Source organism: Desulfuromonas soudanensis, assembly GCF_001278055.1.
In the GTDB taxonomy this organism is placed as follows: Bacteria; Desulfobacterota; Desulfuromonadia; order Desulfuromonadales; family WTL; genus Deferrimonas; species Deferrimonas soudanensis.
In genome coordinates, this window is record NZ_CP010802.1 from 1,856,535 (window position 1) to 1,881,122 (window position 24,588).

Below are 24,588 nucleotides of genomic sequence, written 5' to 3' on the forward strand. Positions count from 1 at the left end.
AGCGGATCATTTTTCAGGAAGGGTTGTGTCCCGATGGAAAGCATACTGGCCAAAATCTCCGTCATGCTGGTTCCGGCGCTCCTGGCCGTCACCCTGCACGAGGTGGCGCACGGCTATACCGCCGAACGCCTCGGGGACCCGACGGCCAGGCTTCTCGGTCGCTTGACGCTCAATCCTCTCAAGCATCTCGACCCGATCGGCACCATCGCCCTCCTTTTTTTCGGCTTCGGCTGGGCCCGCCCGGTCCCGGTCAATTTTGCCAACCTGCGCCGCCCGCGCCTTCACATGGTCTGGGTGGCTCTTGCGGGGCCGTTGACCAACCTGGGTCTGGCCGTCATTTCGGCCCTGCTGTTGCGGGTTCTGGCCCAGATTCCCGACGGCGTCTTGCAGGACGGCGGGATGGCGAGCAGGATGTTCGAGCCGGTGAAGCTGATGGCCGGTTTCAGCCTCTACATCAACATCATACTGGCCGTCTTCAATCTGGTGCCGATCCCCCCCCTGGACGGCGGACGGGTCATGACGGGGATTCTGCCCCCTCGGCAGGCGGCGATGCTCGCCCGTCTCGAACCCTTCGGCTTTATGATCGTCATCCTTCTCATCTTCTTCACCGATCTCTGGCGCATCGTTCTTTCCCCGGCGATCTCCCTCATGGTCGGAATCCTGGCCGGCCCCCAGACTTATCTGGTGGACCGGGCCATTCAATTTCTTCTGGCCCGCTGAGGGTTGGGAAACTGATGGCATACGAAATCAAGATCGAAAATTTCGAGGGCCCTCTCGACCTTCTCCTGCACCTGATCCGCAAAAACGAGATGGATATCTGCGATATCCCCATCGCCGAAATCACCGCCCAGTATCTTGTCGCCATCGATGTCATTCAGAGCCTCAACCTCGATGTGGCCGGCGAATTTCTCCTGATGGCCTCCACTCTCCTCTACATCAAGTCGCGCATGCTCCTCCCCCCTTCCGAAGAGGAGGATGCCGAGGAGGAAGAGGAAGATCCCCGGGCGGAGCTGGTCCGGCGCCTTCTCGAATATCAGAAATACAAGGATGCCGCCGCCACCCTCGACACCTTTCCCCTTCTCGACCGCGAAATCTTTGCTCGGACCTTTCCTGCCCGGGAGCTGGAGGAGGGGGAGGAGGAGGAATTCCACAGCGTCGGTCTCTACGAACTGGTTGAGGCGCTGCGCGGAGTCCTGCGGGAGGCGCCTGAACCCGTCATTCACGAAGTCGACCAGGAGCGCCTGTCGGTGACGGACCGCATCAATTCCATCCTTACCCTTCTCGAAGGTCGCCAGAGCCTCTCTTTTACCGAACTCTTTCCGACGCCGCCGTTGCGCCAGGACGTGGTGACCACCTTTCTGGCGATGCTTGAACTCGTCAAGCTGCGCCTTTTGCGCCTGATGCAGAACAGTCGTTACGGAACGATCTGGCTCTATCCCGCCGTCGTCGAAGAGGGTCCTTTAACTCTGCAACTGGAAGACGATTCCCTTGGATACTGCTGAACTCAAGACCCTGGTGGAGGCCCTGGTTTTTGTCTCGCCGGAGCCGATCCGCCTCGAGCGCATCGCCGAGGCCCTCGACGTCGAACGAAAAAGCGTCGCCCTGGTGCTGCAGGAACTGGTGGCCGAATATGCCGCCGCGAGCCGCGGTTTTATCCTGCAGGAAATCGCCGGAGGCTTCCAGTTCCGCACCCGGCCGGAGCACGGGGAATGGGTGCGCCGGCTGGTGAAGAACCGGCCCTTCCGCTTTTCGCGGGCCGCCCTGGAAACCCTGGCGATCATCGCCTACCGGCAGCCGGTGACCCGGGCGGAAATCGAATACCTGCGGGGAGTCGACTCCGGCGGCGTGGTCAAGACCCTGCTCGATCGGCACCTCCTCCGTATCCTCGGCAAGAAGGATGTCCCCGGGCGTCCCATGATCTACGGAACCACCCGCGAGTTCCTCGAACTCTTCGGTCTGCGGGACCTCGCGGGACTGCCGACCCTCAAGGAATTCAGCGAACTCAACCTCGATGTTCTCGACGCCGGCGCCGATTCAGTCGCTCCCCCCGAGAACTGATCATTTTTTTCAAGAGCCGGCCGCCGCCGGCTCCTTTCCCCCTGGCAGAAACCATGAAAGAGCGTTTGCAGAAACTGATCGCCGCCGCCGGCCTCGCCTCGCGCCGGGAGGCCGAAGGGTGGATCGAAGCCGGCCGCGTCCGGGTCAACGGCGTCGTCGCCGTTCTCGGCGAGCGGGCCGATCCCGCCGAGGACCGCGTTGAGGTCGACGGTCGTCCTCTCGGGGGGCAGGAAGAAAAATTCTATATCCTCCTCAACAAACCGACGGGGTATGTGACCACCCTGCGGGACCCCAAGGGGAGGCCGGTGGTAGCCGATCTTGTCAAGGGGATTCCGGCCCGCCTGTTTCCCGTCGGCCGGCTCGATCTCAACACCGAGGGGGTGCTGATTCTCACCAACGACGGCGACCTCGCCCAGCATCTCGCCCACCCCCGGCATCAGATCGACAAGACCTATCTGGTCCGGGTGCGCGGAGCCCTATCCGCTGCCAGCCAGCAGAAGCTCGCCCGGGGGATTCTCCTCGACGACGGTCCGACGGCGCCGGCCCGGGTGGAGGACGTGCGGGTGGTCGGAAGTCACACCTGGTTCAAGATCACCATCCATGAAGGGCGCAACCGTCAGGTCCGCCGCATGTGCGAGTCCCTCGGCCACTCGGTGAGCCGCCTGAAACGGATACGGCTGGCCTTTCTCGATCTCGGCAATCTGGCCTCGGGGCACTTTCGCCACCTCACCCCCCAGGAAGTCGCACAATTGAAAAAAATGTGAATTTTGGCATAATTGGCGCTCAGGACCTCGACAGCGCCGATACCTTTGCCGGACTTCGGACTTATAGGCTGACCGATTGTGTAGTTCACATAATTCAAATCGACGAAAAGGGGAGGGCGGAATCATGAGTATCGGATTCGATTACACCAACATGATGGCTTCGGTCCTCGGCCCGGAGCGGGGGATCAGCGAGGCGGAACTGGAAGGGCTGCGACCCCGCGCCGAGGCCATTCATCGGGATCTCCTGGTCCGTCGGGAAGAGGGATTTCTCCCTTTTTACGAACTCCCCTTCGACAAGGGTCCGGTCGATGCAGTTCTGACGCTCGCCGGGGAACTCTGCCGGCAGTTTGAAAACGTCGTCGTTCTCGGCATCGGCGGGTCGGCCCTGGGAACTCTCGCCCTGTTCCGGGCGCTGTGCCCCCTTCACCACAATTTCCTCCCGCGCAAGGAGCGCGGCGGCGGACTTCGGCTTTTCGTCCTCGACAATGTCGATCCGGTCGGCGTTTCGGAAACGCTCGATCTTCTGGCGCCTGCCGAAACCGTTTTTCTCGTGATCAGCAAGTCGGGGTCCACCGTCGAGACCATGAGCCAGTTCAGTATCGCCCTGGACTGGGTAAGCCGGAGCGTCGGCACCTCCTTTCGCGACCATTTCGTGCTGGTTACCGACCCGGTTTCCGGTGCCCTGCGGAAGCTGGCCGCAGACGAAGGGTACAGGTCCTGTTCGATTCCCGAGGGAGTCGGCGGCCGTTTCTCCCTCTTCACCCCTGTCGGCCTTCTCCCCCTGGCCCTGGCAGGAGTCGACATCCGCGCCCTTCTGGCCGGCGCCGCTTCCATGGCCGAACGGGTAACCCTCGAGAATTTCCGGGAGAACCCCGCCTACCTCAACGCCGCCCTCCAGTATCTGGCCTACGGCAAGGGGCTCCGCATCAGCGTGATGATGCCCTACAGCGATCGCCTGCGGGATCTGGCTGACTGGTTCCGTCAACTCTGGGCCGAGAGCCTCGGCAAGAAAGTCGATCTTCAGGGAAACCTGGTCCATGTCGGACCCACTCCCGTCAAGGCCCTGGGGACGACGGACCAGCACTCCCAGGTGCAGCTTTACATGGAGGGTCCCTTCGACAAGGTGGTCACCTTCCTTTCCCCGGACGATTACGGCTGCGACCTGGCGATCCCCTCCCTTGCCGGCGCTTCCGGCCTGGCCTACCTCGAGGGGCACACCCTGGCCGAGCTGATCCGCTGTGAACAGCAGGCGACGGCCGTGACCCTGACCCAAAACGGCCGCGCCAACTGCACGCTCTCCCTGCCGGCGGTCACCCCCGAGTCCGTCGGCGCCCTCATCTACATGCTGGAGATCCAGACCTTGTTCGCCGGCGGGCTTTTCGGCGTCAATCCCCTCGACCAGCCCGGCGTAGAGGAAGGAAAGGATTTTACCTATGCCCTCATGGGGCGCCCCGGGTACGAAGAGAAGAAAGAGGAATTTTCCCGCGCCTTCCAACGGCAGAGCCGTTACCTTCTCTAAACGCCTGTCGGAACCTCCAAAGGCCGGCGGGGGATGTACGGGCTCCTTTCCGACCAATAGAGGCGCCTGGAGACCCGGATCCGTCCTCAAAAATCGCATTTTTTGCTTTGCCCCACAGTCCGGCAGGCTCCCAAACCCTTGCATATTCTCGCAATTGATTTTTTGGAAAAAGTCGGTATTTTCCGCAGCCTTGTTTAATCTTGACAGGTTTACTGTAAATCCTTTAGACTTGCCGGAGAATTTCCGCAAATCCTTTCATGGGTGACACCTTTGTCCAACAAAGAAAAATTTCTCGCTTCTGCACAGAAAAACCTGCAAAAAGGGCAGGTTTCCAAGGCGATCAACGATTACCAGAAGGTTGTCCTGGCCGACCCCAAGGACATGCGGAACCGCCAGAAACTTGCCGAACTTCTGAGTCGCGAACGACGCATCGACGAGGCTCAGACCGAGTACGAGGCCGTCGCCAAATATTACACGGAAAACGGTTTTTATCTCAAAGCCATTGCCGTCTACAAACAGATGCAGAAGCTCGAGCCGACGCGAGCCAACATCTATCACCGCCTGGCCGAGCTTAACGAGAAGCAGGGGCTGGTAGGGAATGCCCTTGCCGAATACCGGACCCTGGTCTCCTATTACGAAAAGAACCGGATGTTCCCCGAGGCGGTCAACGTCCTGCAGAAGATGCGGGATCTTGAGCCCGAAAATCTCAACATCCGTGTCAAGGTGGCCGAGGGTTATGCCCAGAGCGGCAACATGGCCCAGGCGCGCCGTGATTTTGACGACATCCTGAACGACCTCAAGGCAAAAGAAGACCACCCGCGCATCCTCAAACTTTACGAGATCCTCATCCCCCTGTTTCCAAAAGATTCGGGGATGAAGACCGGCATGGCCAAGGCGTTGATCGAGGGGAATGAGGCAGACAAGGGGATCACCCTCCTGCGCTCCCTTATGAAAGACGACCCGGAAAATCCCCAAGTTCTCGCATTCCTGGCCCAGGGTTACCGTAAAAAAGGGGATTTCGAAAACGAACGCCTGACCTATCACCACCTTCTCAAATCCGCCCCTGACGATCTCGACCTTCGTGAATTCTATGTCGGTGCCTGCCTCGACGGCGGCGAGTACCGGAGGGCTCTGGAGGAACTGGAGGAGTGGAAGAAGGCCTTCTTTGACGGCGGGCGTGCCAGGACGCTGAAGGTCTTCTACGAGCGTCTCAAGCCCCTGGTCGACGACAGGCAGGTCATGCTGACCCTGCAGTCCGTCTATGAGGCGACGGGCGAAGGGGACAAACTCTTCGAAGTGATGTCTTCCATCCCGGGGAAAGAAGGGGGAGGGCCGGAGCCGGTCGGAGAAGCACTTTCCGGGGCAGTTCTCGAAGCCGTCATTCCCGACGCCGCCGTCGAGGACCTCGAAGAACTGGAGGAAATCGCCGATCTCGAACCTGCGGAACTGGAGGACGAAGAGTGTCTGGAAGAATTTTCCCTTGAATTCCTCGAAGAGGTCGAGGGTCTGACCGGTGCGCCTCCTTCTCAGACGGCCCTCGATGAGGGGATTGACCTGGAACTCTCTCTCGAACTGATCGATGAGGAGCCTGGGGAGGCAGACGAAGAAGAACTCGAGATTGAACTGGAGGACGAGGCTCCCGATGCGGAATCGGCAGTGGATGAAATCGATCTCGAGCTGGAACTCGATATTCCCGAACCGGAGATCGAAACACCCCTCGAAGAGGAAGAATCGGTCCTTGAACTTCAGCTCGACGAAATAGTAGAATTCGATTCTGACAATGTCGTCGATGAAGCTGAGGAGGTCTCCCTGGAGATCGAACTGGTCTCCGAGCCTCCCATCTCCTTGACGACGGAAGACGACGATTTTCTCGTTCTGGATATTCAGGAGACCTCTGCCGCCGGCGAACTGCAGATCGACCTGCGGGCCGAACTGGAAGAGGCCGAGTTTTATCTGCAGCAGGGGCTTTTCGATGATGCTGAACGGGTCTGCCGGGGGCTCCTTGCATCCCAGGCCGATCTTCCCGAAGTTCAGGCCAAGCTTGAAGAAATTGCCGCTCGGCGCGATGAAACGTCCCTTGAGGAAGAGAGTTCTTTCGATCTGGCAGGGGAAATGCCTTCCGAAAACAGGGGGGGGCTTATGGACGATTCGGAGGAAGAAACGGACCGCTTCGGCCTCGACGGCGTCATCGGTGAATTCAAAAAAGGGGTCGAGAGCCAGATCGATGCCGACGACGCTGAATCCCACTACAATCTCGGCATAGCCTACAAGGAGATGGGTCTTCTCGACGATGCCGTGAATGAGTTCGACAATGCCATGCGCAACCCGCTGCGGATGCTCGACTGCCTGACCCTCAAGGGGATCTGCCTCATCGAAAAGGGGGATTTCGAGGGTGCCGAGGACGTTTTTCGTTCGGCCATGTCCCGCAGCGAACTCAGCGACGTCGATCGGATGGGACTCTCCTTCGAGATGGGGCTTCTCTACGAAGCCTGGAGCCGCCCCGACCAGTCCCTTGCCCAGTTCCAGGCCGTAGCGGAAGCGGATCGTTCCTTCCGCGATGTCGGGGAGAAGATTCTGGCGCTGCAGAAGGTTATTGAAAACGAAGAGGCCAAGGGCAAAAGGGACCGGGTTTCCTTCGTCTGAGAAACGCCGCTAATCGTTGGGAGATGCAATGAGCTACGCCAAACAATTCGGGCTGGAAAGGGAACCGTTTTCCAACGCTCCGGACGCCCGCTTCTACTTCAACAGCGACCAGCACAAACATGCATTGGTCAAGCTGATGTATTCCGTCGATTCCAACAAGGGATTGGCCGTTGTCATCGGCGGGGTGGGGACCGGCAAGACGACCCTGGCGCGGCGTCTGCTCGATAACCTTCCGGAAGATAAATACGAATCGTCGCTGCTGGTCATGGTTCACTCGGGGATCACCCCCGAATGGATTCTGACCCGCATCGCCATGCAACTCGGGGTCAAAAACCCGGACGTCGATCGTTTGGTCCTGCTCAAACAGCTCTACGAGCGCCTGCGGCAGATCGACGAAGAGGGACGCAAGGCGGTTGTCCTGATCGATGAGGCCCAGATGCTTCAGACCCGCGAGTTGATGGAGGAGTTTCGCGGCCTGCTCAATCTTGAAATCCCCGGCAAGAAACTCCTCAACATCGTCTTTTTCGGGCTCCCCGAGGTGGAAGACTGTCTGGCGCTCGACGAACCACTGGCCCAACGGGTCGCTGTGAAATGCCGTCTGCAGTCCCTGACCGTTGAAATCGCTGTTTCCTATATCAAACACCGGCTTCAGGTCGCCGGTTCGAAGCGGATGCTCTTTTCCGCCGAATCGATCCCCGCCATCCATGCCTATGCCGGCGGTGTGCCGCGCTTGATCAACACCATTGCCGACAACTGCCTCTTCGAGGCCTTCCTGCGCAAGGTCGAAACGGTCAACAGCGAAGTCGTTCACAGTGTTGCCGGTGATCTCGGCCTCCTCAGCCGCCCGTCGCCCTCCCCGATTCCGCCTCCCAAGAGCCGGGTCGCTCTGCCGAGCAAGGAAACGGCGGAACTCGACGATATTGAAAGCATGCTCGATCGCCTGGAGCAGAAACTCTAGTCCTCAACTTGATTGAACATTGAAAATCCGACGGCCGGTAACTCCGGCCGTTTCTTTTAGGGGCGCCGAATCGTTTTTTTCCCCCCAAGACCCGCAGCTCTTCGAGGGCAGGCCGTGAAACATAGCATCCAGATCCTTCCCGAACATCTCTGCAACAAGATAGCCGCCGGAGAGGTCGTCGAACGTCCGGCGTCGGTGGTGAAGGAACTCCTGGAAAATTCCCTCGATGCCGGCGCCCGGGAGATCCGGGTGGAAGTCGATGGCGGCGGCAAGAGGCTCGTGCGAGTCGTGGACGACGGCATGGGGATGGGGCAGGACGATGCCTTCCTCTGTCTGGAACGCCACGCCACCAGCAAGATCCGCTCCGACGACGACCTTTTTTCCTTGCGCACCCTCGGGTTTCGCGGCGAGGCCCTGCCGTCCATCGCCGCCGTCTCCCGCCTGACTCTGCGCAGCCGCTCCGCGGAATCGCTGGAGGGGTGGGAGATTTACGCCGAAGGGGGGACGGTGAAGCGGGCGGGGGAGGTGGGGATTCCCGTCGGTACGACCATCGAGGTTCGCGACCTGTTCTTCAATACTCCGGCCCGCCGCAAATTTTTGCGCCGGGACGAAACGGAGATCGGCCACATCGCCGACATCGTCACCCGCCTTGCCCTGGCCCACCCCGAGGTCCAGTTCAGTCTTGTGCACAACGGCCGGCCGCTCATCGAGGCCTATCGGCAGACGCGGCTCAGCGAACGGGTCGGCGCTCTCCTCGGGCGGCCGCTCCTTGGCGACCTGATCCCCCTGGAACGCGACGGTGGCGAGGGGCTGCGTCTGCACGGTCTCGTCGGCCATCCCGGGGTGAGCCGCTCGACGACGGGGGCCGTCTACACCTTCATCAACGGCCGTTACATCCGCGACCGGGTGGTACAGCACGCCCTGCTCGAAGGGTACCGCAATCTCCTGGAGAAGGGTCGCTATCCCGTCGTCATCCTCTTTCTCGAGATCGACCCGGCCCTGGTGGATGTCAATGTCCATCCGACCAAGCATGAGGTGCGCTTTCAGGACCAGAAGCTGGTCCATGATTTCATCGTCGTCGCGGTGCGTGACATCCTGCGCCCTTCGGGGTGGCTCCCTGTCCGGGAAGGAGGGGACAAGACGTCGTTGGCCGGCTCCCCGCCTCTGCCTCCGCTCACTGTCGGGTCCTCACCCGCCCCCCTCGAACGGATTCAGGATTCCCTCCAGGCCTACGCCCGCACTTCGGCCTTTTCCTCTGCCGCGGAACCGCGCCGCCTTCCCGGGCCCTTCCGAATCTCCGCGTCGCCGCAGGCACCGGAGGAGAAGGGGTTCTTTTCCTCCCTGGAGATCCTCGGCCAGTATCGACGCAGCTACGTCCTCTGTCAGGACGGCGACGACCTGATCCTCATCGACCAGCATGCCGCCCACGAACGGATCGGCTTTGAGCGCCTCAAGAGCCAGTACTCCCAGGGGAGGGTGGAGGGGCAATCTCTGCTTTTTCCGGCGATCATCGAACTCGATTTCCGGGAGAGCGCCGCCCTGGCCGGCCATCTCGACGATCTGGCGCGACTGGGGTTCGATCTCGAGCCCTTCGGAGGGAATGCCTGGGCCCTGAAAGGGGTTCCGCGGATACTCTCCGACGGCGCGGCCGAGCGTCTGGTGCGGGATGTGGCCGGCGAGGTGGCCGCCCTGGGGAAGAGCGGCCTGGTGGAGGAGGCCCTCGACAACATCCTGATTCTCATGGCCTGCCACGGCATGCTGCGGGCCAACCAGTCCCTCGCCCATCCGGAGATCGAGGCGTTGCTGCGCGATCTCGATCAGGTCGACTTCAGCGCCCACTGTCCCCACGGCCGCCCGGTGATGAAGCGAATGACCCTCGGCGAAATCGAACGGATGTTTAAACGCGGATGACGGCGATGGGGAGGACGACAGGGGATGAAACGCACCCCCCGCTGGTGGTGATCTGCGGGCCGACAGCTGCCGGAAAGACGGCTCTTTCCCTCGATTTGGCCGAGCGCTTCGACGCCGAGATCGTCTCCGCCGATTCGCGGCAGGTTTATCGCGGCATGGATATCGGCACCGCCAAGGCGACGGCGGAGGAACGGGCTAGAATCCCCCACCATCTCCTCGATGTGGCCGAGGTGGACGAAGACTATTCCGTCGCCGACTTCGCCGTCCAGGGACGCCGGGCGATTCTCGATATCGCGGCGCGGGGGAAGCGTCCCTTCGTTGTCGGGGGGACCGGTCTCTATATCCGCGCCCTCACTGAAGGGCTCCTCGATGCCCCCGCCGGCGATCCCCAGGTGCGCCAGGCGATTCTCGACCGGGGTGAAGCGGAAGGAGAGGGGGCCCTCTACCGGCGGTTGCAGTTGATCGACCCTCCCCTGGCCGAGCGCCTTAAACCCCGCGACCAGGTGCGGATTGTCCGGGGGCTCGAAGTCTTTGAAATCTCCGGACGGCGCCTCTCCGATCTTCAGGAAGGGCACGGCTTCGCCGAACAACCCTATCCGCTCCTGGTTATCGGCGTCACCCTTGCGCGCCAGGAACTGTACCGCCGGATCGATGACCGGGTCGAGGCCATGGTCGCCGGAGGGCTCGTCGAGGAGGTACGCGCCCTTCTTGCCCGGGGTTTTTCCCCCGGGCTCAAGGCGCTGCGCACTATCGGCTATCAGGAGATCATCCGTCATCTTGCCGGAGAGATCTCTCTGGACGAGGCCGTCGCCCTGATCCAGCGGGACAGCCGCCGCTACGCCAAGCGTCAGTTGACCTGGTTCCGCCGCGACAAAAAAATAATTTGGGTTGATTCCTTGCGAGAGTCTGCTAAAATCCCCCAAATGACTGAACTTTTTTATGCAGCTAAAAGGAGCGGACATGCCCAAAACCCCATTTAACATTCAGGACCAGTATCTCAATCAGGCCCGCAAAGAGCGGATCCGGGTGACCGTTGTGATGATGTCGGGGGAAAAACTCGAAGGGTACATCAAATCCTTTGACAGCTTCTGCCTCCTCGTCGAGAGCAGTGGCGATATACTCCTTTATAAGCATGCCATCTGCTCCATCACCTCCTCCGACGGCCAGTTCCGCCTTCACGGCGGCAGGGAATAGCCCAGCGGAGCGGAGCCTGCCACCGGTTCGAGCATGAGGTCCCTGCCTGGATGGATTCCCGGCAGGGACTTTTCTGTTTACAGCGTGCGGTTGCCATAGGGTTCTCTGCGGCCGGCTTCGCGCTGCCCCCCTTGCCGCGAGGTGACGGATGAATCTCCCCAATGCCCTGACCCTGCTGCGCATCCTGCTGGTCCCGGTTTTTCTGATCGCCGTCATTTACCGGGCGCTGGGCGTAGCCTTCGTCCTCTTCACCGTCGCCGCCCTGACCGATCTCCTCGACGGTTACCTGGCCAGACGCTTGGGGCAGAAGACCTTCCTCGGCGCCTTTCTCGATCCGGTGGCCGACAAACTGCTGATGACCGTCTCCTTCGTCTCCCTGGCCGTCGTCGGACTCCTGCCGCCGTGGCTGGCGGTGCTCGCCGTTGCCAAGGACCTGTTCGTTTCCATCGGCATGGCGGTTCTCTATTTTTCCGGACAGCAGGTGGCGGCGCTGCCGACGTTGTGGGGAAAACAGACGACCTTTCTGCAGGTGATCGTCGTGGCCCTGGCGCTTCTCTTTCCTCTGTCGGGGAGAGGGCCCGAATCTCTGTGGTGGCTTTTCGTTCTTGCCGGAGGAGTCACCATCTTCTCCGGAATGCATTATATCTTCACCGGTATCCGCTCCCTGCCGCAGGAGCCCGGAGCGGACGCCGGCCCAACCGAGAGATCCTGACATGTTTCGTAATCCCTGGGTCCTGGTCGCGACGCTGGCTGGAATCGTCCTTTGCTCCCTCTTCCTCGTCACGATTCGCTCCATTGCCGTCCCTTTTCTGCTGGCGCTGATTCTCGCCTATTTTCTCGATCCGGCGGCGGACTATCTTGAAGCCCGCAGATTTTCCCGACCGCTGGCGGTCTGTACGGTCTTTGCCGCTTTTTTGGTGGCGGCAGCTGCCGTCCTCGCATTCCTTATTCCCGCGGTCCGGAGCGAAGTGGCCCTCATGCAGAAGGCCCTGCCGACCTACGCCGAAAGTCTCTACCGTGCCGTTCCGTCCCCCCTGGCCGATTTCCTGGGGATTGCCGGGGGAGAGGATCTGCAGGGTCTCGTCGACCGCGCCATCGATGCCGGCAGGAACCTTTCCAGCGACGTTCTCAAACAGATCGCCGTCTTCCTCTCCCGGGCCTTTTCCTCCACCTTCGGCTTTCTTCTGGCGGTGCTCGGCTATTTCATCATTCCCGTCTACCTCTTCTACCTGCTGCGGGATTTCGACCGCATGAAGGCAGGAGTCGCCGACCTCATCCCCCTCCGCCACCGACGGCAGATCCTTGACCTGGGGGGGGAGATCGACGGGGTTCTCAGCGGTTTTATCCGCGGCCAGCTCAGCGTCTGTTTAGTCCTGGCGGTCCTCTACAGCCTCGGTCTGGCGGTCATCGGCATCGATCTGGCCCTGGTGATCGGCATCGTTTCGGGGATGGCTTTCATCATCCCCTATCTGGGGACGATCCTCGGCATCATCGCCGCGACCATCATGGCCGCCCTCAAGTTTCACGACCTCCTCCACCCCCTGCTGGCCATCGGCTGGTTCCTCCTCGTTCAGGGGCTCGAAGGGGCGGTCATCACACCCTTTCTGGTGGGCGACCGGGTCGGACTCCATCCTCTGGCGACCATCCTCGCCGTTCTCATCGGCGGCGAACTCTTCGGCTTTCTCGGGCTGCTGCTGGCGGTCCCTGTCGCCGCCTCGGCCAATGTCCTGTGGCGCCGCCTGCTCGTGACCTATCGGGGGTCGGCCTTTTTCGCCGCTCCGGCCGACAAGGGGAAGATTTGAAATGCTGGAGATTCTAGCCGTCGAACCGGGGAGCATCGCCGAAGAGCTGGAGCTGCAGGCCGGAGACGTCCTTCTTGCCGTCAACGACAAGCCGCTGCGCGACCAGATCGATTTTCAGGTCTACACCGCCGTCGAGGATCTGGTTCTCGAGGTGCGCAGGAAGGACGGCGAAATGTGGGAGCTGGAACTGGAGAAGGATGCCTTTGAGCCCCTCGGTCTCCACTTCGAACACCCCGATCCGACCGAGTGCGGCAACAACTGCATCTTCTGCTTCGTCCACCAGCTCCCCCGGGGACTGCGCCGCACCCTCTATGTCAAGGACGAGGATTACCGCTTCTCCTACCTCTACGGCTCCTACGTCACCCTGACCAATATCAGCGATGCCGACATGGAGCGGATCATCGAACAGCGCCTCTCCCCCCTCTATGTCTCGGTGCATGCCACGGACGAAGAACTGCGCACACGGCTCATCGGCCGTCAGGGGCCGCCGGTCCTCGACCTCCTTGAGCGCCTGACCGCCGCCGGAATCGAGGTCCATACCCAGATCGTCCTCTGCCCCGGCTTCAACGACGGGGCGCAGCTCGAGCGCACCATCGGCGACCTCTACGCCCTGCATCCGGGGATTCGCACCCTGGCGGTGGTCCCCGTCGGCCTCACCGGCTATCGGGAGCGCCTCCCCCAGCTTCGCCCCCTGGACGCCGCCGGGGCCGCCGCGGTTCTTGAAACCCTGCATCGTTTCCAGGAGCGTTATCTCGCCGAGGCCGGCACACGATTCGTCTTCGCTGCCGACGAGCTCTATCTCAAGGCCGGGGTGGAGTTTCCAGCCTTGGAAGCCTACGAGGAGCTCTCGCAGGTGGAAAACGGCGTCGGCCTGATCCCGGTATTTCGCGCCGATGCCGGCGACGTCCTCCAGGAGGCGCGAAAGCTCCGAGCCGGAGCCGTTTCGACCTTCACCGGTGCATCGGCCTCCGGGGAGCTGACCCGTTTTGCCGCCGCCCTGGCGGCAAAGACCGGGGTGAAAATCCACCTGCACACGATCCGCAACGACTTTTTCGGCGGCGAGGTCACCGTGGCCGGACTGATCGCCGGAGCCGACCTCATCGCCCAGCTGAAGGGAAAAGAGCTCGGTGAGGCCCTGCTCGTTCCCGACGTGGTCCTGCGCGACGGCGAGGATGTCTTTCTCGACGATCTGACCCTCCCCCAGTTGGCGCAGGCTCTCGGCGTTGCGGTTTTCAAGATTGACAGCACCCCCTGGGGCCTTTTGGAGGGGCTCGAGGAACTGTTCCGGTGATCTCAAAACGCCAAAGGATTCGAAGGAGATGAGAGTGATGGACGACAACCAGCTTTGGCACCGGCGGACCCTGATGGAGAAGGCCGGCAAGTCCCTCGAGAAAAACGGCTTTGCCGTTTCCCTTCACGACGATGCCGACGGGGCTCGCGCCCATCTGCTGGCTGCCTGTAACAGGGCGCAGACCATAGGATTCGGCGGTTCCATGTCCGTTGCCGCTCTCGGCATCGCCCGGGATCTTGCAGGGGAGGGGAAGACCCTCCTCGTCCATTCCCGGGCCGGCCTCACCTCCGAGGAGCGCCTCCGGATCATGCAGGAACAGCTTTGCTGCGATCTCTTCCTGACCGGGACCAATGCCCTGACTCTGCAGGGGCAGCTGGTCAACATCGACGCCACCGGCAACCGGGTCGGCGCCATGGCCTTCGGACCCAAACAGGTGATCATCGTCGCAGGGGTCAACAAGATCGTCGCCGACCTCGAGGCCGCCCTGAAGCGGGTTCGGGAGGTTGCATCCCCCCCCAACGCCCGCCGCCTCGGCTACAACACTCCCTGCGCAAAAACCGGGATCTGCAGCGACTGCGACTCCCCGGAGCGGATTTGCCGCATCACCACCATCCTCGACCGTCGGCCGCGCCTCACCGATGTGCACGTCTGTCTGGTCGGTGCCGACCTCGGTTATTAATCCCCTTACAATGAGAAGGAATGACACCATGCAAGAGGTTGAACAGTATTTGATCCAGGGGCGTGAGGCGCTGGAGATCGGGGATTACCCCCAGGCCATCGCCAGTTTTCGCAAGGCCCTCAAGGAGGCCCCCGAGACCGCCGAGATCTTCGCTCTTCTCGGCGAAGCCCTGGCCGAAGGGGGGAAACTCTCCGAGGGGATCCAGGCCTACGAAAAGGGGCTGGCCCTGGCGCCGGAGAATCTGGACATGCTTTACGATCTTGCCGATCTCTATTTTGAGGGGCAGCAAGCCGAAAAAGCCCTGGAGACCTACCGGCGGATTCTCGATCTCGACGAAAAAGAGGCCGACGCCTGGGTCAGCATGGGTCTGGTGCACTTCAGCCAGGAGCGCCTCGAGCAGGCGACCGAATGCTACCGCCGTGCCCTGGCAATCGAGCCGGAGTCGACCTTCGCCCTCAATTCCATGGGGGACGCCGCCTATGCCGCCGGCGACAATTCCCAGGCCCTTAAATATTACCGCCAGGCACTCGACCTCGATCCCGAAGACCCCCAGGGGCACTACAATCTCGCCGAAATGTATTACGATACCGACGACCTCTCCGGCGCCGAAACCGAGTGTCGCGAGGCGCTGCGTCTCGATCCCGGCTTCGCCTACGCCTATCTGACCCTGGGGAATATCTATCTCGATCAGGAGGAACCTCACAAGGCGCTGCACAGTTTTCAGGAATTCCTGCTACGCGAGCGCTCCGATTCCTCCCGGGAGATCCGCACCGAAGTGGCGGCCCTGGTCGAAGGGCTGGAGGCCGAACTCTGAATTAGTCGAAGGGGACGGATTGTGGTACGAGGATTTGCCATTTTGCTGCTGCTACAGTTTGCCGGAGAGGCCTTGGGACGGTCGCTCGGACTCCCTGTCCCGGGGAACGTGATCGGCATGGGACTGCTGTTGGCTGCCCTGGCCGGCGGACTGGTGCGTCTCGAATGGGTTCAGGAGGCCGCCGACCTACTCCTGTCCCATTTCGCCCTGTTCTTCGTTCCGGCGGGGGTCGGCGTCATGGTCTATTACGACGTTATCCGTCAGGAGTGGCTGCCGATCGTCGTGGCGACGGTGCTGAGCACCTTTGCGGTCATGGCGGTGACCGGCTGGACCGAAGGGTATCTGGCGCGGCGGGGAGGGAGCGATGGCTGCTGATCTCCTTCAGACCCCCCTCTTCGGAGTGGGGCTGACCCTCGGGAGCTATTTTCTGGCGCAGAAGCTTTATCTGCGCAGTGGATTCCCCCTCTTCAATCCGGTGGCCGTGGCCATTGTCGCCATCATCGTCTTCCTCGGAGCAACGGGGATCCCCTACCGGGACTACGCGGCGGGGGGGGACTACATCCTCTTTCTCCTCGGGCCGGCGGTGGTCGCCCTGGGGGTTCCTCTCTACGTACGGCGCCGGGAGATTCTCGCCCGCAAGATTCCCATTCTCGCCGGCATCTTCGCCGGCGCCCTGACGTCCATTCTCACCGCCAGCGGCCTCGCCTGGCTCCTCGGCGCCAGCGACAAGGTGGTTCTCTCCCTCGCCCCCAAGTCAGTTACGGCGCCGATTGCCATCGGCATCGTCGAAAAGATCGGCGGCATCCCCCCGCTGACCGCCGCCCTGGTGGTGATCACCGGCTGCCTCGGCGCCATCTGCGGCCCCGAGTTCTGCCGTCTGGTGGGGATCCGCGATCCCGCTTCCATGGGGCTTGCCGTCGGCACCGCCGCCCACGGCATCGGCACCGCGCGAATGCTCGAGGTCGACCGTCTCGGCGGGGCGATCGCCGGCCTGGCCATCGGCCTCAACGGCATGGTCACGGCGATTCTCGTGCCGCTCCTCTTTGTCCTTTTTTAATCAAGGGCTTCAACGCAGAGCACGCAGAGAAAAATAGAGAGATCCTTGGACCAAAGGTTTTCTCTGCGCCTTCTTGGATTCTCCGCGTTCTCTGCGTTGAGAGCTTTGTTTCGGGGGATGGGGACAGGGGATGGGGACTGGCTCCGAAGGTGCCTGTCCCCAAAACAAAAAAGGGCAGACGATCTCTCGTCTGCCCTTGATTCTGTCGCATCCGGCGAGGAATTACTTCTTCTTCGCGGAAGCCTTTTTGGAAGCCTTGAGCGGGTTGGTCTTGGCATCCGAGCCCTTGACCTCGATCTTGCGGTGGGTGGCGAAGTTGCACAGACCTTCGGGGTTCAGCCACTTCTGCTGAGGACCGGGTGCCACGGAGCACACCTTGCCGATGGTCCCTTCGACGATGCGCTCGCACCCTTCGCAGGCTTCGACGATCGTCTGGCACGAGTTGCCGATAAAACCACAGCCAGTTTTAGACCAGAAGGTACACTCGGCACCGGGGAGTACGGTTTGACACTGCATGGGGGATGTCTCCTTGCGTTTTCGGTTTCCGTTCCACTTACCTGAACGGCTATTTTTAACCAGTTTACCTCCTGCTGTCAATCCTTTTTTGTATGGACCCCTCCTGACATTCCTTCTTGACCGGCCGGAGGTCATTGGTTACTGTTACCCATTTGCCGTGGAGTTTTATGGATATGAACGATACCCGACATTGGGAAGATCTTTGCCGCCGCTGCGGGCGCTGCTGTTATGAAAAGCTCGACTACGAGGGGGAGATCCACTACACCGATACTCCCTGCCGCTGCCTCGACCTGCAGACCCGGCTCTGTACCGTCTACCCCGAGCGCCACAGTGCCCGTCCCGGGTGCACCCCCATCACCCCCGAGAATGCCGCCAGGGGGATCCTCCCCGCTGACTGCCCCTACGTCGCCGGCATCCCCGGTTATCGTCCACCCCGTCTCTGGGACGACGACGTCCCGGAGGCCTCATGACCCTCTCCGTAATCGCCGGCACCTCCTTCGTCCTCGGCTTTTCCGGGGCGATTATGCCCGGGCCGCTCCTGAGCGTCACCATCGCCGAAACGGTGCGCCGCGGCCCCTGGGCCGGGCCCCAGTTGGTCGCCGGCCATGCCCTCCTCGAGGGGGCGGTGGTTCTCCTCCTCTTTACCGGTGTCGGCGGGGCGGCGGGGCGTCCCGGTGTCTTTGCCGCCTTCGCTCTGATCGGCGCCGCCATGCTGCTGTGGATGGGATACGGCATGCTCCGGGGCCTTCCGACCCTGCGCCTCGACTTTCAGGCTGAGAGGAGGAGAGGTTTGCACCCTCTGGCGGCCGGGGTGGTCGTCAGTCTGGCCAACCCCTATTTCACCCTGTGGTGGGGGACGGTCGGCCTCGGCTACCTGGCCGTCGCTCATCAGGCCGGGCTGGCGGGGGTGGCGACCTTCTACCTCTTTCATATTCTTTCCGATCTGGTGTGGTATGCTTTTGTCTCCGGGACGGTCAGCTACGGTCGCCGCTTCCTCACCGACCGCCTCTATCGGCGTCTGATCGGCGGTTGCGCCCTCTTCGTCATCGCTTTCGGTACATACTTCGGTTATCTCGGCGTCCAGGCGCTCCTCGGCTGAGCGGAGCAGGGAATTCGTCCTGGGCAATTGACTGATTGTTCCGACGCCGCGCTCCGAGTTTTCAAGGCGTCTCTGAGTTCAAGTTTTTATCAGCTATGGAATCAAATTCTTCAAGGAGAGGGTTATCGTATGGCGCGTATCACGTTCGGCACCTCGGGATGGCGGGGGATTCTCTGTGAAGACTTTACCTTCGACAACGTCAAGGTCGTTACCCAGGCCATTGCCGACCATCTGCGCAACAACGGGCAGGACACCAAGGGGGTGGTGGTCGGTTTCGACAGCCGCTTCATGGGAGAGCGTTTCGCCCGGGAGACCGCCCGTGTCCTGGCCGGAGCCGGCATCAAGTCGTTTCTTTGCAACCGCGACACCCCGACCCCGGTGATTGCCTTCGAAATTCTCCGTCGCGGGGCCGGGGGGGGGATCAATTTCACCGCCAGCCATAACCCCTGCGAATATAACGGCATAAAATTCTCCCCCGATTGGGGGGGGCCGGCTCTCCCTGAAACCACCGGTGACATCGAACGGCGCGCCAACGCCATGCTTGGTGAAATCTGCTACAAGGAGATGCCCCTCGATTCGGCCCTGAAAGCCGGGCTCCTCGAGGAGATCGATCCCCGTCCCGCTTATTTTGCCGCCCTGCGGCAGATCGTCGATTTCGATGCCATCGCCCGTTCGGGGATGACCATCGCCGTCAACCCCCTTTACGGCACCGGCCGCGGTTATCTCGACACCCTCCTGCTCGAAGCCGGGGTCAAGGTCAAGACGATCAACAATCATCGTGATCCTTACTTCGGCGGACTTCCTCCCGAACCTTCGAAAAGCCACATCGGCGACTTTATCGCCATGATCCGGGGAGACGATTCCATCGCCCTGGGGCTGGCCACCGACGGCGATGCCGACCGCTACGGGATCGTCGACGGCGACGGCACCTTCATCGAGCCCAACTACATCCTCGCTCTCCTCTACGACTATCTGGTACGGGTCAAGAAAAAGAACGGCGACGTCGCCCGCTCCGTCGCCACCTCCCATTTCGTCGACGCCGTCGCCCGCCACCATGGCCTGCAGGTCCTCGAGACCCCCGTCGGCTTCAAATTTATCGGCGAATACATCCGCGACGGCCGCATCCTCATCGGTGGGGAGGAGAGTGCCGGCCTCACCGTTCGCGGCCATGTCCCCGACAAGGACGGCATTCTCGCCTGTCTGCTCGTGGCCGAAATGGTGGCCGTCGAAGGCAAACCCCTCACCGTTCTTCTTGCCGACCTTTATCGACGGGTTGGCGAATTTCACACTCACCGCGACAACATTCGCCTCTCCCCCGAACTCGAAGAGTCTTTCCCCGGACGGCTCGCCAAGCCGCCGGCCACTTTCGCCGGGAAGAAAATCGCCGAAGTGATCACCGTCGACGGCTCCAAATTCGTCCTCGATGACGGATCCTGGGTTCTCTTCCGCAAGTCCGGCACCGAGCCGGTCGTCCGCGTCTACGGCGAATCCTCCAGCGAGGCGGCTCTGAAGGTGCTGATGAAGGCCGCCGGTCAGTTCATTCGCGACTGATGATCGAAGAAATCGCTGAGACGCAAAAAGGCGGGGCATAAAGCCCCGCCTTTTTGCATTTCATAGAGGTGGTCACGCCACCCCCTGTCTATCCTCAGGTAAAACCGCCGCTGCCGCAACCGGCCGCCGTCGCGCCCCCTCCAGAAGAGGCTCCGGCGGCGGTGCGGGAGACCGTGCGCTCGGCCCGCGCACCGCAGGAAGGGCAGGGGAAGTCCCTCTCAGGTACCCGCTGAATCTTCTCAAAAATCCTGCCGCAAGAGGCACAGGCGTATTCATAGATCGGCATGACGTTCTCCTTCCTTGAATTTTTTGACATTATATTCAATTTGTCATATGTAAGCAAAGGAAAATTTGAGGCCCAGACGCTTCACCGGCCGGGCGCCCTCTCCCTGTACGATCTCCCTCTGTCGTCGAATCATTCCTGGGTCAGGTTCCAGACCAGGGTCTGGCCGCCGGTGATCGTCGCTTCATCGTTTCGACAACGAATTTTTATCGGTTCACACCCGCATTGCACACAGGTGACGGACAACCGTCTGGGGGTGACTTCCAGCTCCAGGGATAGACCGCGGTAGCGAAGCCGCATCTGGAGGCGACGGAGCTCGCGGGGGAGGCAGGGGTTGAAGCGCAACTGGTCGCCACGGGTTTCAATGCCGACATAGCCGCGCTGCATCAGGTCGACGGTCCCCGCCATGGCGCCGAGATGAATCCCTTCGTGGGTGGTGCCTCCCTGGATATCGTCGATGTCCGAACTCAGGGCTTCGGTGAAAAGCTGCCACGAACCTTCCCGGTCGCTACGGGACAGGACCCAGGAGTGCACCACCTGGCTCAGGGTCGAGCCGTGGGAGGTGCGTTCGAGGTAGTAAGCGATGTTTCGCGGGATCGTCTCGTACTCGAAGGGATAGCCGAGCCGCTCGAAGATCGAGGCGAGCTCGTCGGAGGAAAAGAGGTAAAAGAGCATCAGGACATCGGCCTGCTTCGAGCATTTGTAGCGGTTGGGCGTGTCTTTTTCCGCCTCAAGAATGCGGTCAAGGCGCATGACCCGGCCATGGCGGGCGCGGTAGGTCTTCCAGTCCAGTTCTTCGAGTTTGTCGTACCCCTCGAACTGGCTGAGGATATTGTCATCGTGAAAGACAAGGCGCATCCTGTGGCTGATATCCTCCCAGTTCTCCATCTCCTCATTGGACAATTCGAGGGTTTCTTTCAGCTCCAGGAGACGTTCGCCGGAAAGGATGTTCAGCATCTCAAGGGCACAGGTCAGGATCCATACCACCATCACGTTGGTGTAGGCATTGTTGTCGAGACCAGGCCGGTCCGAGCCGGGATAACTGTCGTGATATTCGTCGGGTCCCATGACGCCGAGAATTTCATAGCGCCCGAGGTTTTCATTCCAGGTTGTCAAGCCGGCACAGAAGCGGGCGATCTCGAGGATCATTTCCGCTCCATAAAAGGAGATGAATTCCGCGTCGCCGGTGACCTGATAGTAATGCCAGACGTTCCAGGCAATGGCGGCATTCACGTGGCGCTGCAGGTGCGAATTGTCGGGAATCCAGCGCCCCGACCGGGGATTGAGGTGGACATCCTGACTCTCCTCGCGCCCGTTGCTGCCGCTCTGCCAGGGGTACAGGGCACCTCGATAGCCGGCTTGTCTTGCCGCGGATCGAGCCTCGGGGAGACGACGATGACGGTAATGGAGAAGGGTGCGGGTGATTTCGGGGGTGCGCAGGTTGAGGAGGGGGAAGATAAAGAGTTCATCCCAGAAGACGTGGCCGCGATAGGCTTCGCCGTGCCAGCCGCGGGCGGGGACGCCGACATCGAGCTCGATGGTGTGAAAGGAGACGGTCTGCAAGAGGTGAAAAATGTGCAGGCGCAGAATCATCCGCACCCGTTCGCTGCCATCGGTTTCCCGGATGTCGAGTCCGTAGCGGCGCCACAGATGCGCCCAGGCGCGTCGGTGATGCTCCAGTAAATTTTCGAATCCGGGAGCCCGGGAAATCGCATTTATTGCTTCGAGGCCGCATTCGGAAATGGCCTCGTCGCGGCTGGTGAAGAGGGAGACCACTTTTTCAATGCGGACACTGCCGGACCTGGGCAGGTTCAGCTCGAAGGTCTGGCCGACGTATCCTTGAGATTCTTCAAGGTGACGTTCGGGGCTTTGCTCCCTCTCTTCGGAAAAAATGAGGGTCCGGGCCGCCAGGGCCATTTCGATACGTGACTGGCTGGTGCGAATCTTGAGGAAAATCGTCTCCTGGCTAGGCTGTCCGGTCGATATTGCTTGCAAATGTTCATTTGCCAGATCCCGGTAGCGCTCCACATTGCCGTTTTTGATCCGGCCGTCGAGGGCGCTGCGAAATTCGACCCGACCAGACCAGTTCTCGGCGGTGAGGGTCGTTTCGAGGGCGGCCAGGTGCCGATTGCACATGTGGACCATCCGCCGCTGCCGCAGTCGGCTGATCCGTTGCTCGCTGTCCTGAAAGCGAACCGTGCGCTGGAGGAGGCCGCATTCGAGATCGAGCTCCTGACGAAAGGAGAGGATTTTCACCCTTTCAAGTTCGAACCAGGGTCCTTCTTCAATGCGGAAGCTCAGGGGGAGCCAGTTGGGGAAATTGACCAGATCTTCATTCTCGATGGTTCGTCCGGCAATTTGGGTCGTGAGCCGGTTATAGCCTCCGGCGAGATAGGTCCCCGGGTAGTGGACCCCGTCGGCCGCCGCTTCCGGAGCCGCCCCCCGAGTGCAGAAGTAACCGTTGCCCAGAGTACACAAGGCCTCGCGCAAACCCTCCTTTTCCGGCTCGTAGTTTTCGTAAATCAGGGACCAGCCGTTCATGAAGTGTTCAACTCCTCCAGATAATCGCACAGGGTCTGCAGGAAAATTCGGACCTCGGCCGTGTCTTCCAGGGCGTAGCGGGCATGGGTCGGGCGGTCTTCGTCGCGCACCAGGATGCCGATGCCCTGATTTTCGATTTCGCGCAGGGCGTCTTCGTCGGTGAGGTCGTCGCCGAGATAGATGGGGACCACGTCGCGCCGGTCGAGGTCGAGTTTCTGCAGCAGCCAGGAAAGGGCCTTGCCCTTGTGCCAGTCGATGTCGGGGCGCAGCTCGAAGATCATCTTGCCGCCGGTTTTGCACAGGCCGGGGTTTACGGCGAGGACCTCGTCGACCGCTTCTTCCACTTGCGGGCGGTCGCTCTCGGCGACTCGTCGGAAATGCACGGCGATGGCGAATTTCTTGCGCTCGACCTGCGCGCCATCGATCCCGTCGAGCCGCTGGTGCAGGCCTTTTTCGGCGTTGTCGAGGGCCGGCAGGTAGTCTTTGCCCTGCTCGAACTCCATTTTTTCACCGGCCGGGCCGGCGATGTCGAAACCGTGGCTCCCCGCGTAGTAAATCCCTTCGATTCCGGCGAGCTTTTCAACGTCGCGGCGGTCGCGGCCGCTGACGATGGCCACGGTGCAATACCCGGCCAAATCCCTGACCGTCTGGCGCATCTCATCGGAAATGGCCGCATCTTCGGGGCGTTCGACGATGGGAGTCAGGGTGCCGTCGTAGTCGAGGAACAGGGCGGGGCGCTTGCGCTTGAGGAGGCAGGAGATATCGTTGAACCGGTCGAGGGCCGAGGGGAGGGCGTCGGTTGTTCTTTCACGGGGCGCCGGTGCGACCCGGACTTCGGAGAGATCGTCGACCACGACATCGGCGTATCTGGCTAACTCGGCGCGTTGCCCGGCACGGTCGACGCCGATCACCAGTCCGAAGCCGCCGGCGCGCCCCGCCTCTACCCCCGACTGGGCATCCTCCACCAACACCGAGCGCCGGGGCGCGACGCCGAGTTTTTTCGCCGCCGCCAGAAAGACGTCGGGCGCCGGCTTGCCGGGAATGCCCATCTCCTCGGCGTCGAGTCCGTCGACGCGGGCGTCGAACAGGTCGGCGACTCCGGCCGAGGCGAGGACCTTGCGGGCATTTTTGCTGGCCGAAATTATCGCGGTTTTGATCCCGGCCCGTTTCAGATCTTTAATGACCCGAACCGTCGAGTCGTAGCTTCTGGCGCCTTTTTCTTCGAGGACCTCGTTGAAATAGAAGTTCTTGCGGTTGCCGAGACCGCAGATGGTTTCCTCGTACGGGTCGTCGTCCCTGGTTCCCTCCCTCAGTTCGATCCCCCGGGAGGCCAGAAAATCCCGAACTCCGTCGTAGCGGGGCTTGCCGTCGACATAGCGGGTGTAGTCGGTGGCGATGTCAAAGGGTTCAAATCGTTTACCTTGGCGGGTGGCAAGTTCGTTAAGGAAATGGTCGAACATTTTCTTCCAGGCGGCCGAATGCACATGGGCGGTCCTAGTGACGACGCCGTCCATGTCGAAAATGACGGCATCGAACTTCTCAGGGGAGATGATGAGGCGCTGGTCGGTCATGGTGTCCTTCCTGATTCATTGACGGGGTTTTTTATACCCTATCACGATATGGATCCCATTTTTACACCGTATGCTTGGTGCGCCTGGCGCCAATGGGCCGAGTGGTCGAGAAGGTGTGAGTAACTTTCGCAGAGGCAACGGTAAAATAAAACTTATCCGGCGTCGGGACCTTGTCAATGAAGTGAATAATCCGCTGAATGAATGGCATTTTTTTGGCCTGAATTCAACCGTCTCCGTTTGACTGGCGATCCACAACTGATACAACGAAACATAGCCGTGGTGATCGGACGGAACGATTCTCCCGGCGGAGCTGCCGGGCAAAGGGGTGTAGGGCGAG

General features: G+C 61.2%; 24 protein-coding genes. 20 read left to right on the forward strand and 4 right to left on the reverse strand.

From position 1 onward, the window contains the following. Positions 1-33: 33 nt before the first annotated feature. The 17 genes from DSOUD_RS08325 (at position 34) to DSOUD_RS08405 (ending at position 16,690) form a co-directional block, all read left to right on the forward strand. On the forward strand, positions 34-720 hold the full coding sequence (locus tag DSOUD_RS08325; RefSeq protein ID WP_053550579.1) for a site-2 protease family protein: 687 nt from the start codon (positions 34-36) through the stop codon (positions 718-720). Positions 721-734: 14 nt separating this feature from the next. Beyond that, positions 735-1,502: a segregation and condensation protein A gene (locus DSOUD_RS08330; RefSeq protein WP_053550580.1), complete on the forward strand. Its 768-nt coding sequence runs from the start codon at positions 735-737 to the stop codon at positions 1,500-1,502. Next, a complete protein-coding gene (gene scpB, locus DSOUD_RS08335) occupies positions 1,489-2,058 on the forward strand; it encodes an SMC-Scp complex subunit ScpB (protein ID WP_053550581.1) in 570 nt (189 codons plus the stop codon). The genes DSOUD_RS08330 and scpB overlap by 14 nt, the downstream gene beginning before the upstream one ends. Before the next feature lie 53 nt (positions 2,059-2,111). Next, positions 2,112-2,822: a pseudouridine synthase gene (locus DSOUD_RS08340; protein ID WP_053550582.1), complete on the forward strand. Its 711-nt coding sequence runs from the start codon at positions 2,112-2,114 to the stop codon at positions 2,820-2,822. A 124-nt stretch (positions 2,823-2,946) separates the two neighbouring features. Beyond that, on the forward strand, positions 2,947-4,341 hold the full coding sequence (locus DSOUD_RS08345) for a glucose-6-phosphate isomerase (RefSeq protein WP_053550583.1): 1,395 nt from the start codon (positions 2,947-2,949) through the stop codon (positions 4,339-4,341). 270 nt (positions 4,342-4,611) lie between these two features. Then, positions 4,612-6,984: a tetratricopeptide repeat protein gene (locus DSOUD_RS08350; protein WP_053550584.1), complete on the forward strand. Its 2,373-nt coding sequence runs from the start codon at positions 4,612-4,614 to the stop codon at positions 6,982-6,984. A 28-nt stretch (positions 6,985-7,012) separates the two neighbouring features. After that, complete coding sequence (locus tag DSOUD_RS08355; protein ID WP_053550585.1) at positions 7,013-7,942, forward strand: ExeA family protein; 930 nt, start codon at positions 7,013-7,015, stop codon at positions 7,940-7,942. A 114-nt stretch (positions 7,943-8,056) separates the two neighbouring features. Next, the gene (gene mutL, locus DSOUD_RS08360; protein ID WP_053550586.1) at positions 8,057-9,853 is read left to right on the forward strand and encodes a DNA mismatch repair endonuclease MutL; all 1,797 of its coding nucleotides are present in this window, start codon (positions 8,057-8,059) and stop codon (positions 9,851-9,853) included. Between the two features lie 5 nt (positions 9,854-9,858). Then, positions 9,859-10,833 (forward strand): tRNA (adenosine(37)-N6)-dimethylallyltransferase MiaA, encoded by a 975-nt coding sequence (gene miaA / locus DSOUD_RS08365; protein ID WP_053552338.1) that lies wholly within the window; start codon positions 9,859-9,861, stop codon positions 10,831-10,833. Continuing rightward, complete coding sequence (hfq, locus tag DSOUD_RS08370) at positions 10,814-11,047, forward strand: RNA chaperone Hfq (protein ID WP_053550587.1); 234 nt, start codon at positions 10,814-10,816, stop codon at positions 11,045-11,047. The genes miaA and hfq overlap by 20 nt, the downstream gene beginning before the upstream one ends. 148 nt (positions 11,048-11,195) lie before the next feature. Continuing rightward, positions 11,196-11,759, forward strand: coding sequence for a CDP-diacylglycerol--glycerol-3-phosphate 3-phosphatidyltransferase (gene pgsA / locus DSOUD_RS08375; protein WP_053550588.1), 564 nt, complete (start codon positions 11,196-11,198; stop codon positions 11,757-11,759). A gap of 1 nt (position 11,760) precedes the next feature. Then, positions 11,761-12,849 (forward strand): AI-2E family transporter, encoded by a 1,089-nt coding sequence (locus DSOUD_RS08380; protein ID WP_053550589.1) that lies wholly within the window; start codon positions 11,761-11,763, stop codon positions 12,847-12,849. 1 nt (position 12,850) lies between these two features. Next, entirely contained in the window at positions 12,851-14,140 is a 1,290-nt protein-coding gene (locus DSOUD_RS08385; protein WP_053550590.1) for a DUF512 domain-containing protein, read from the forward strand. Between the two features lie 37 nt (positions 14,141-14,177). After that, positions 14,178-14,819, forward strand: a complete 642-nt coding sequence (locus DSOUD_RS08390; protein WP_232426523.1) for a lactate utilization protein — start codon at positions 14,178-14,180, stop codon at positions 14,817-14,819. 28 nt (positions 14,820-14,847) lie between these two features. After that, on the forward strand, positions 14,848-15,633 hold the full coding sequence (locus DSOUD_RS08395; protein WP_053550592.1) for a tetratricopeptide repeat protein: 786 nt from the start codon (positions 14,848-14,850) through the stop codon (positions 15,631-15,633). A gap of 21 nt (positions 15,634-15,654) precedes the next feature. Next, entirely contained in the window at positions 15,655-16,008 is a 354-nt protein-coding gene (locus DSOUD_RS08400; protein ID WP_053550593.1) for a CidA/LrgA family protein, read from the forward strand. Continuing rightward, positions 15,998-16,690: an LrgB family protein gene (locus DSOUD_RS08405; RefSeq protein WP_053550594.1), complete on the forward strand. Its 693-nt coding sequence runs from the start codon at positions 15,998-16,000 to the stop codon at positions 16,688-16,690. Before DSOUD_RS08400 ends, DSOUD_RS08405 begins: the two co-directional genes overlap by 11 nt. 222 nt (positions 16,691-16,912) lie before the next feature. Here DSOUD_RS08405 and DSOUD_RS08410 read toward each other — a convergent pair whose 3' ends face one another. Continuing rightward, a complete protein-coding gene (locus DSOUD_RS08410) occupies positions 16,913-17,206 on the reverse strand; it encodes a PxxKW family cysteine-rich protein (protein WP_053550595.1) in 294 nt (97 codons plus the stop codon). A gap of 173 nt (positions 17,207-17,379) precedes the next feature. Here DSOUD_RS08410 and DSOUD_RS08415 point away from each other — a divergent pair, with 173 nt between their 5' ends. The 3 genes from DSOUD_RS08415 (at position 17,380) to DSOUD_RS08425 (ending at position 19,856) form a co-directional block, all read left to right on the forward strand. Further along, positions 17,380-17,676, forward strand: coding sequence for a CxxCxxCC domain-containing protein (locus tag DSOUD_RS08415; RefSeq protein WP_198300387.1), 297 nt, complete (start codon positions 17,380-17,382; stop codon positions 17,674-17,676). Further along, on the forward strand, positions 17,673-18,305 hold the full coding sequence (locus DSOUD_RS08420; RefSeq protein WP_053550596.1) for a LysE family transporter: 633 nt from the start codon (positions 17,673-17,675) through the stop codon (positions 18,303-18,305). Before DSOUD_RS08415 ends, DSOUD_RS08420 begins: the two co-directional genes overlap by 4 nt. Positions 18,306-18,434: 129 nt before the next feature. Then, positions 18,435-19,856 (forward strand): phosphoglucomutase/phosphomannomutase family protein, encoded by a 1,422-nt coding sequence (locus tag DSOUD_RS08425; protein ID WP_053550597.1) that lies wholly within the window; start codon positions 18,435-18,437, stop codon positions 19,854-19,856. A 94-nt stretch (positions 19,857-19,950) separates the two neighbouring features. Here DSOUD_RS08425 and DSOUD_RS08430 read toward each other — a convergent pair whose 3' ends face one another. The 3 genes from DSOUD_RS08430 to otsB form a co-directional block, all read right to left on the reverse strand. Continuing rightward, positions 19,951-20,142, reverse strand: coding sequence for an FmdB family zinc ribbon protein (locus DSOUD_RS08430; RefSeq protein ID WP_053550598.1), 192 nt, complete (start codon positions 20,140-20,142; stop codon positions 19,951-19,953). Between the two features lie 129 nt (positions 20,143-20,271). Continuing rightward, a complete protein-coding gene (locus tag DSOUD_RS08435; protein ID WP_053550599.1) occupies positions 20,272-22,680 on the reverse strand; it encodes a glycoside hydrolase family 65 protein in 2,409 nt (802 codons plus the stop codon). Further along, positions 22,677-24,251, reverse strand: coding sequence for a trehalose-phosphatase (gene otsB, locus DSOUD_RS08440; protein WP_053550600.1), 1,575 nt, complete (start codon positions 24,249-24,251; stop codon positions 22,677-22,679). Before otsB ends, DSOUD_RS08435 begins: the two co-directional genes overlap by 4 nt. Positions 24,252-24,588: the final 337 nt, after the last annotated feature.

What these genes read in the sequence shown, in the direction of transcription:
- DSOUD_RS08430 (WP_053550598.1), bottom strand. Translation starts at nt 20,142, where the DNA reads ATGCCGATCTATGAATACGCCTGTGCCTCTTGCGGCAGGATTTTTGAG.
- DSOUD_RS08415 (WP_198300387.1), top strand. Translation starts at nt 17,380, where the DNA reads ATGAACGATACCCGACATTGGGAAGATCTTTGCCGCCGCTGCGGGCGC.
- DSOUD_RS08340 (WP_053550582.1), top strand. Translation starts at nt 2,112, where the DNA reads ATGAAAGAGCGTTTGCAGAAACTGATCGCCGCCGCCGGCCTCGCCTCG.
- DSOUD_RS08425 (WP_053550597.1), top strand. Translation starts at nt 18,435, where the DNA reads ATGGCGCGTATCACGTTCGGCACCTCGGGATGGCGGGGGATTCTCTGT.
- DSOUD_RS08395 (WP_053550592.1), top strand. Translation starts at nt 14,848, where the DNA reads ATGCAAGAGGTTGAACAGTATTTGATCCAGGGGCGTGAGGCGCTGGAG.
- DSOUD_RS08330 (WP_053550580.1), top strand. Translation starts at nt 735, where the DNA reads ATGGCATACGAAATCAAGATCGAAAATTTCGAGGGCCCTCTCGACCTT.
- DSOUD_RS08435 (WP_053550599.1), bottom strand. Translation starts at nt 22,680, where the DNA reads ATGAACGGCTGGTCCCTGATTTACGAAAACTACGAGCCGGAAAAGGAG.
- DSOUD_RS08385 (WP_053550590.1), top strand. Translation starts at nt 12,851, where the DNA reads ATGCTGGAGATTCTAGCCGTCGAACCGGGGAGCATCGCCGAAGAGCTG.
- DSOUD_RS08325 (WP_053550579.1), top strand. Translation starts at nt 34, where the DNA reads ATGGAAAGCATACTGGCCAAAATCTCCGTCATGCTGGTTCCGGCGCTC.
- DSOUD_RS08410 (WP_053550595.1), bottom strand. Translation starts at nt 17,206, where the DNA reads ATGCAGTGTCAAACCGTACTCCCCGGTGCCGAGTGTACCTTCTGGTCT.
- pgsA (WP_053550588.1), top strand. Translation starts at nt 11,196, where the DNA reads ATGAATCTCCCCAATGCCCTGACCCTGCTGCGCATCCTGCTGGTCCCG.
- DSOUD_RS08390 (WP_232426523.1), top strand. Translation starts at nt 14,178, where the DNA reads ATGGACGACAACCAGCTTTGGCACCGGCGGACCCTGATGGAGAAGGCC.
- miaA (WP_053552338.1), top strand. Translation starts at nt 9,859, where the DNA reads ATGGGGAGGACGACAGGGGATGAAACGCACCCCCCGCTGGTGGTGATC.
- hfq (WP_053550587.1), top strand. Translation starts at nt 10,814, where the DNA reads ATGCCCAAAACCCCATTTAACATTCAGGACCAGTATCTCAATCAGGCC.
- DSOUD_RS08345 (WP_053550583.1), top strand. Translation starts at nt 2,947, where the DNA reads ATGAGTATCGGATTCGATTACACCAACATGATGGCTTCGGTCCTCGGC.
- DSOUD_RS08355 (WP_053550585.1), top strand. Translation starts at nt 7,013, where the DNA reads ATGAGCTACGCCAAACAATTCGGGCTGGAAAGGGAACCGTTTTCCAAC.
- DSOUD_RS08380 (WP_053550589.1), top strand. Translation starts at nt 11,761, where the DNA reads ATGTTTCGTAATCCCTGGGTCCTGGTCGCGACGCTGGCTGGAATCGTC.
- otsB (WP_053550600.1), bottom strand. Translation starts at nt 24,251, where the DNA reads ATGACCGACCAGCGCCTCATCATCTCCCCTGAGAAGTTCGATGCCGTC.
- DSOUD_RS08420 (WP_053550596.1), top strand. Translation starts at nt 17,673, where the DNA reads ATGACCCTCTCCGTAATCGCCGGCACCTCCTTCGTCCTCGGCTTTTCC.
- DSOUD_RS08405 (WP_053550594.1), top strand. Translation starts at nt 15,998, where the DNA reads ATGGCTGCTGATCTCCTTCAGACCCCCCTCTTCGGAGTGGGGCTGACC.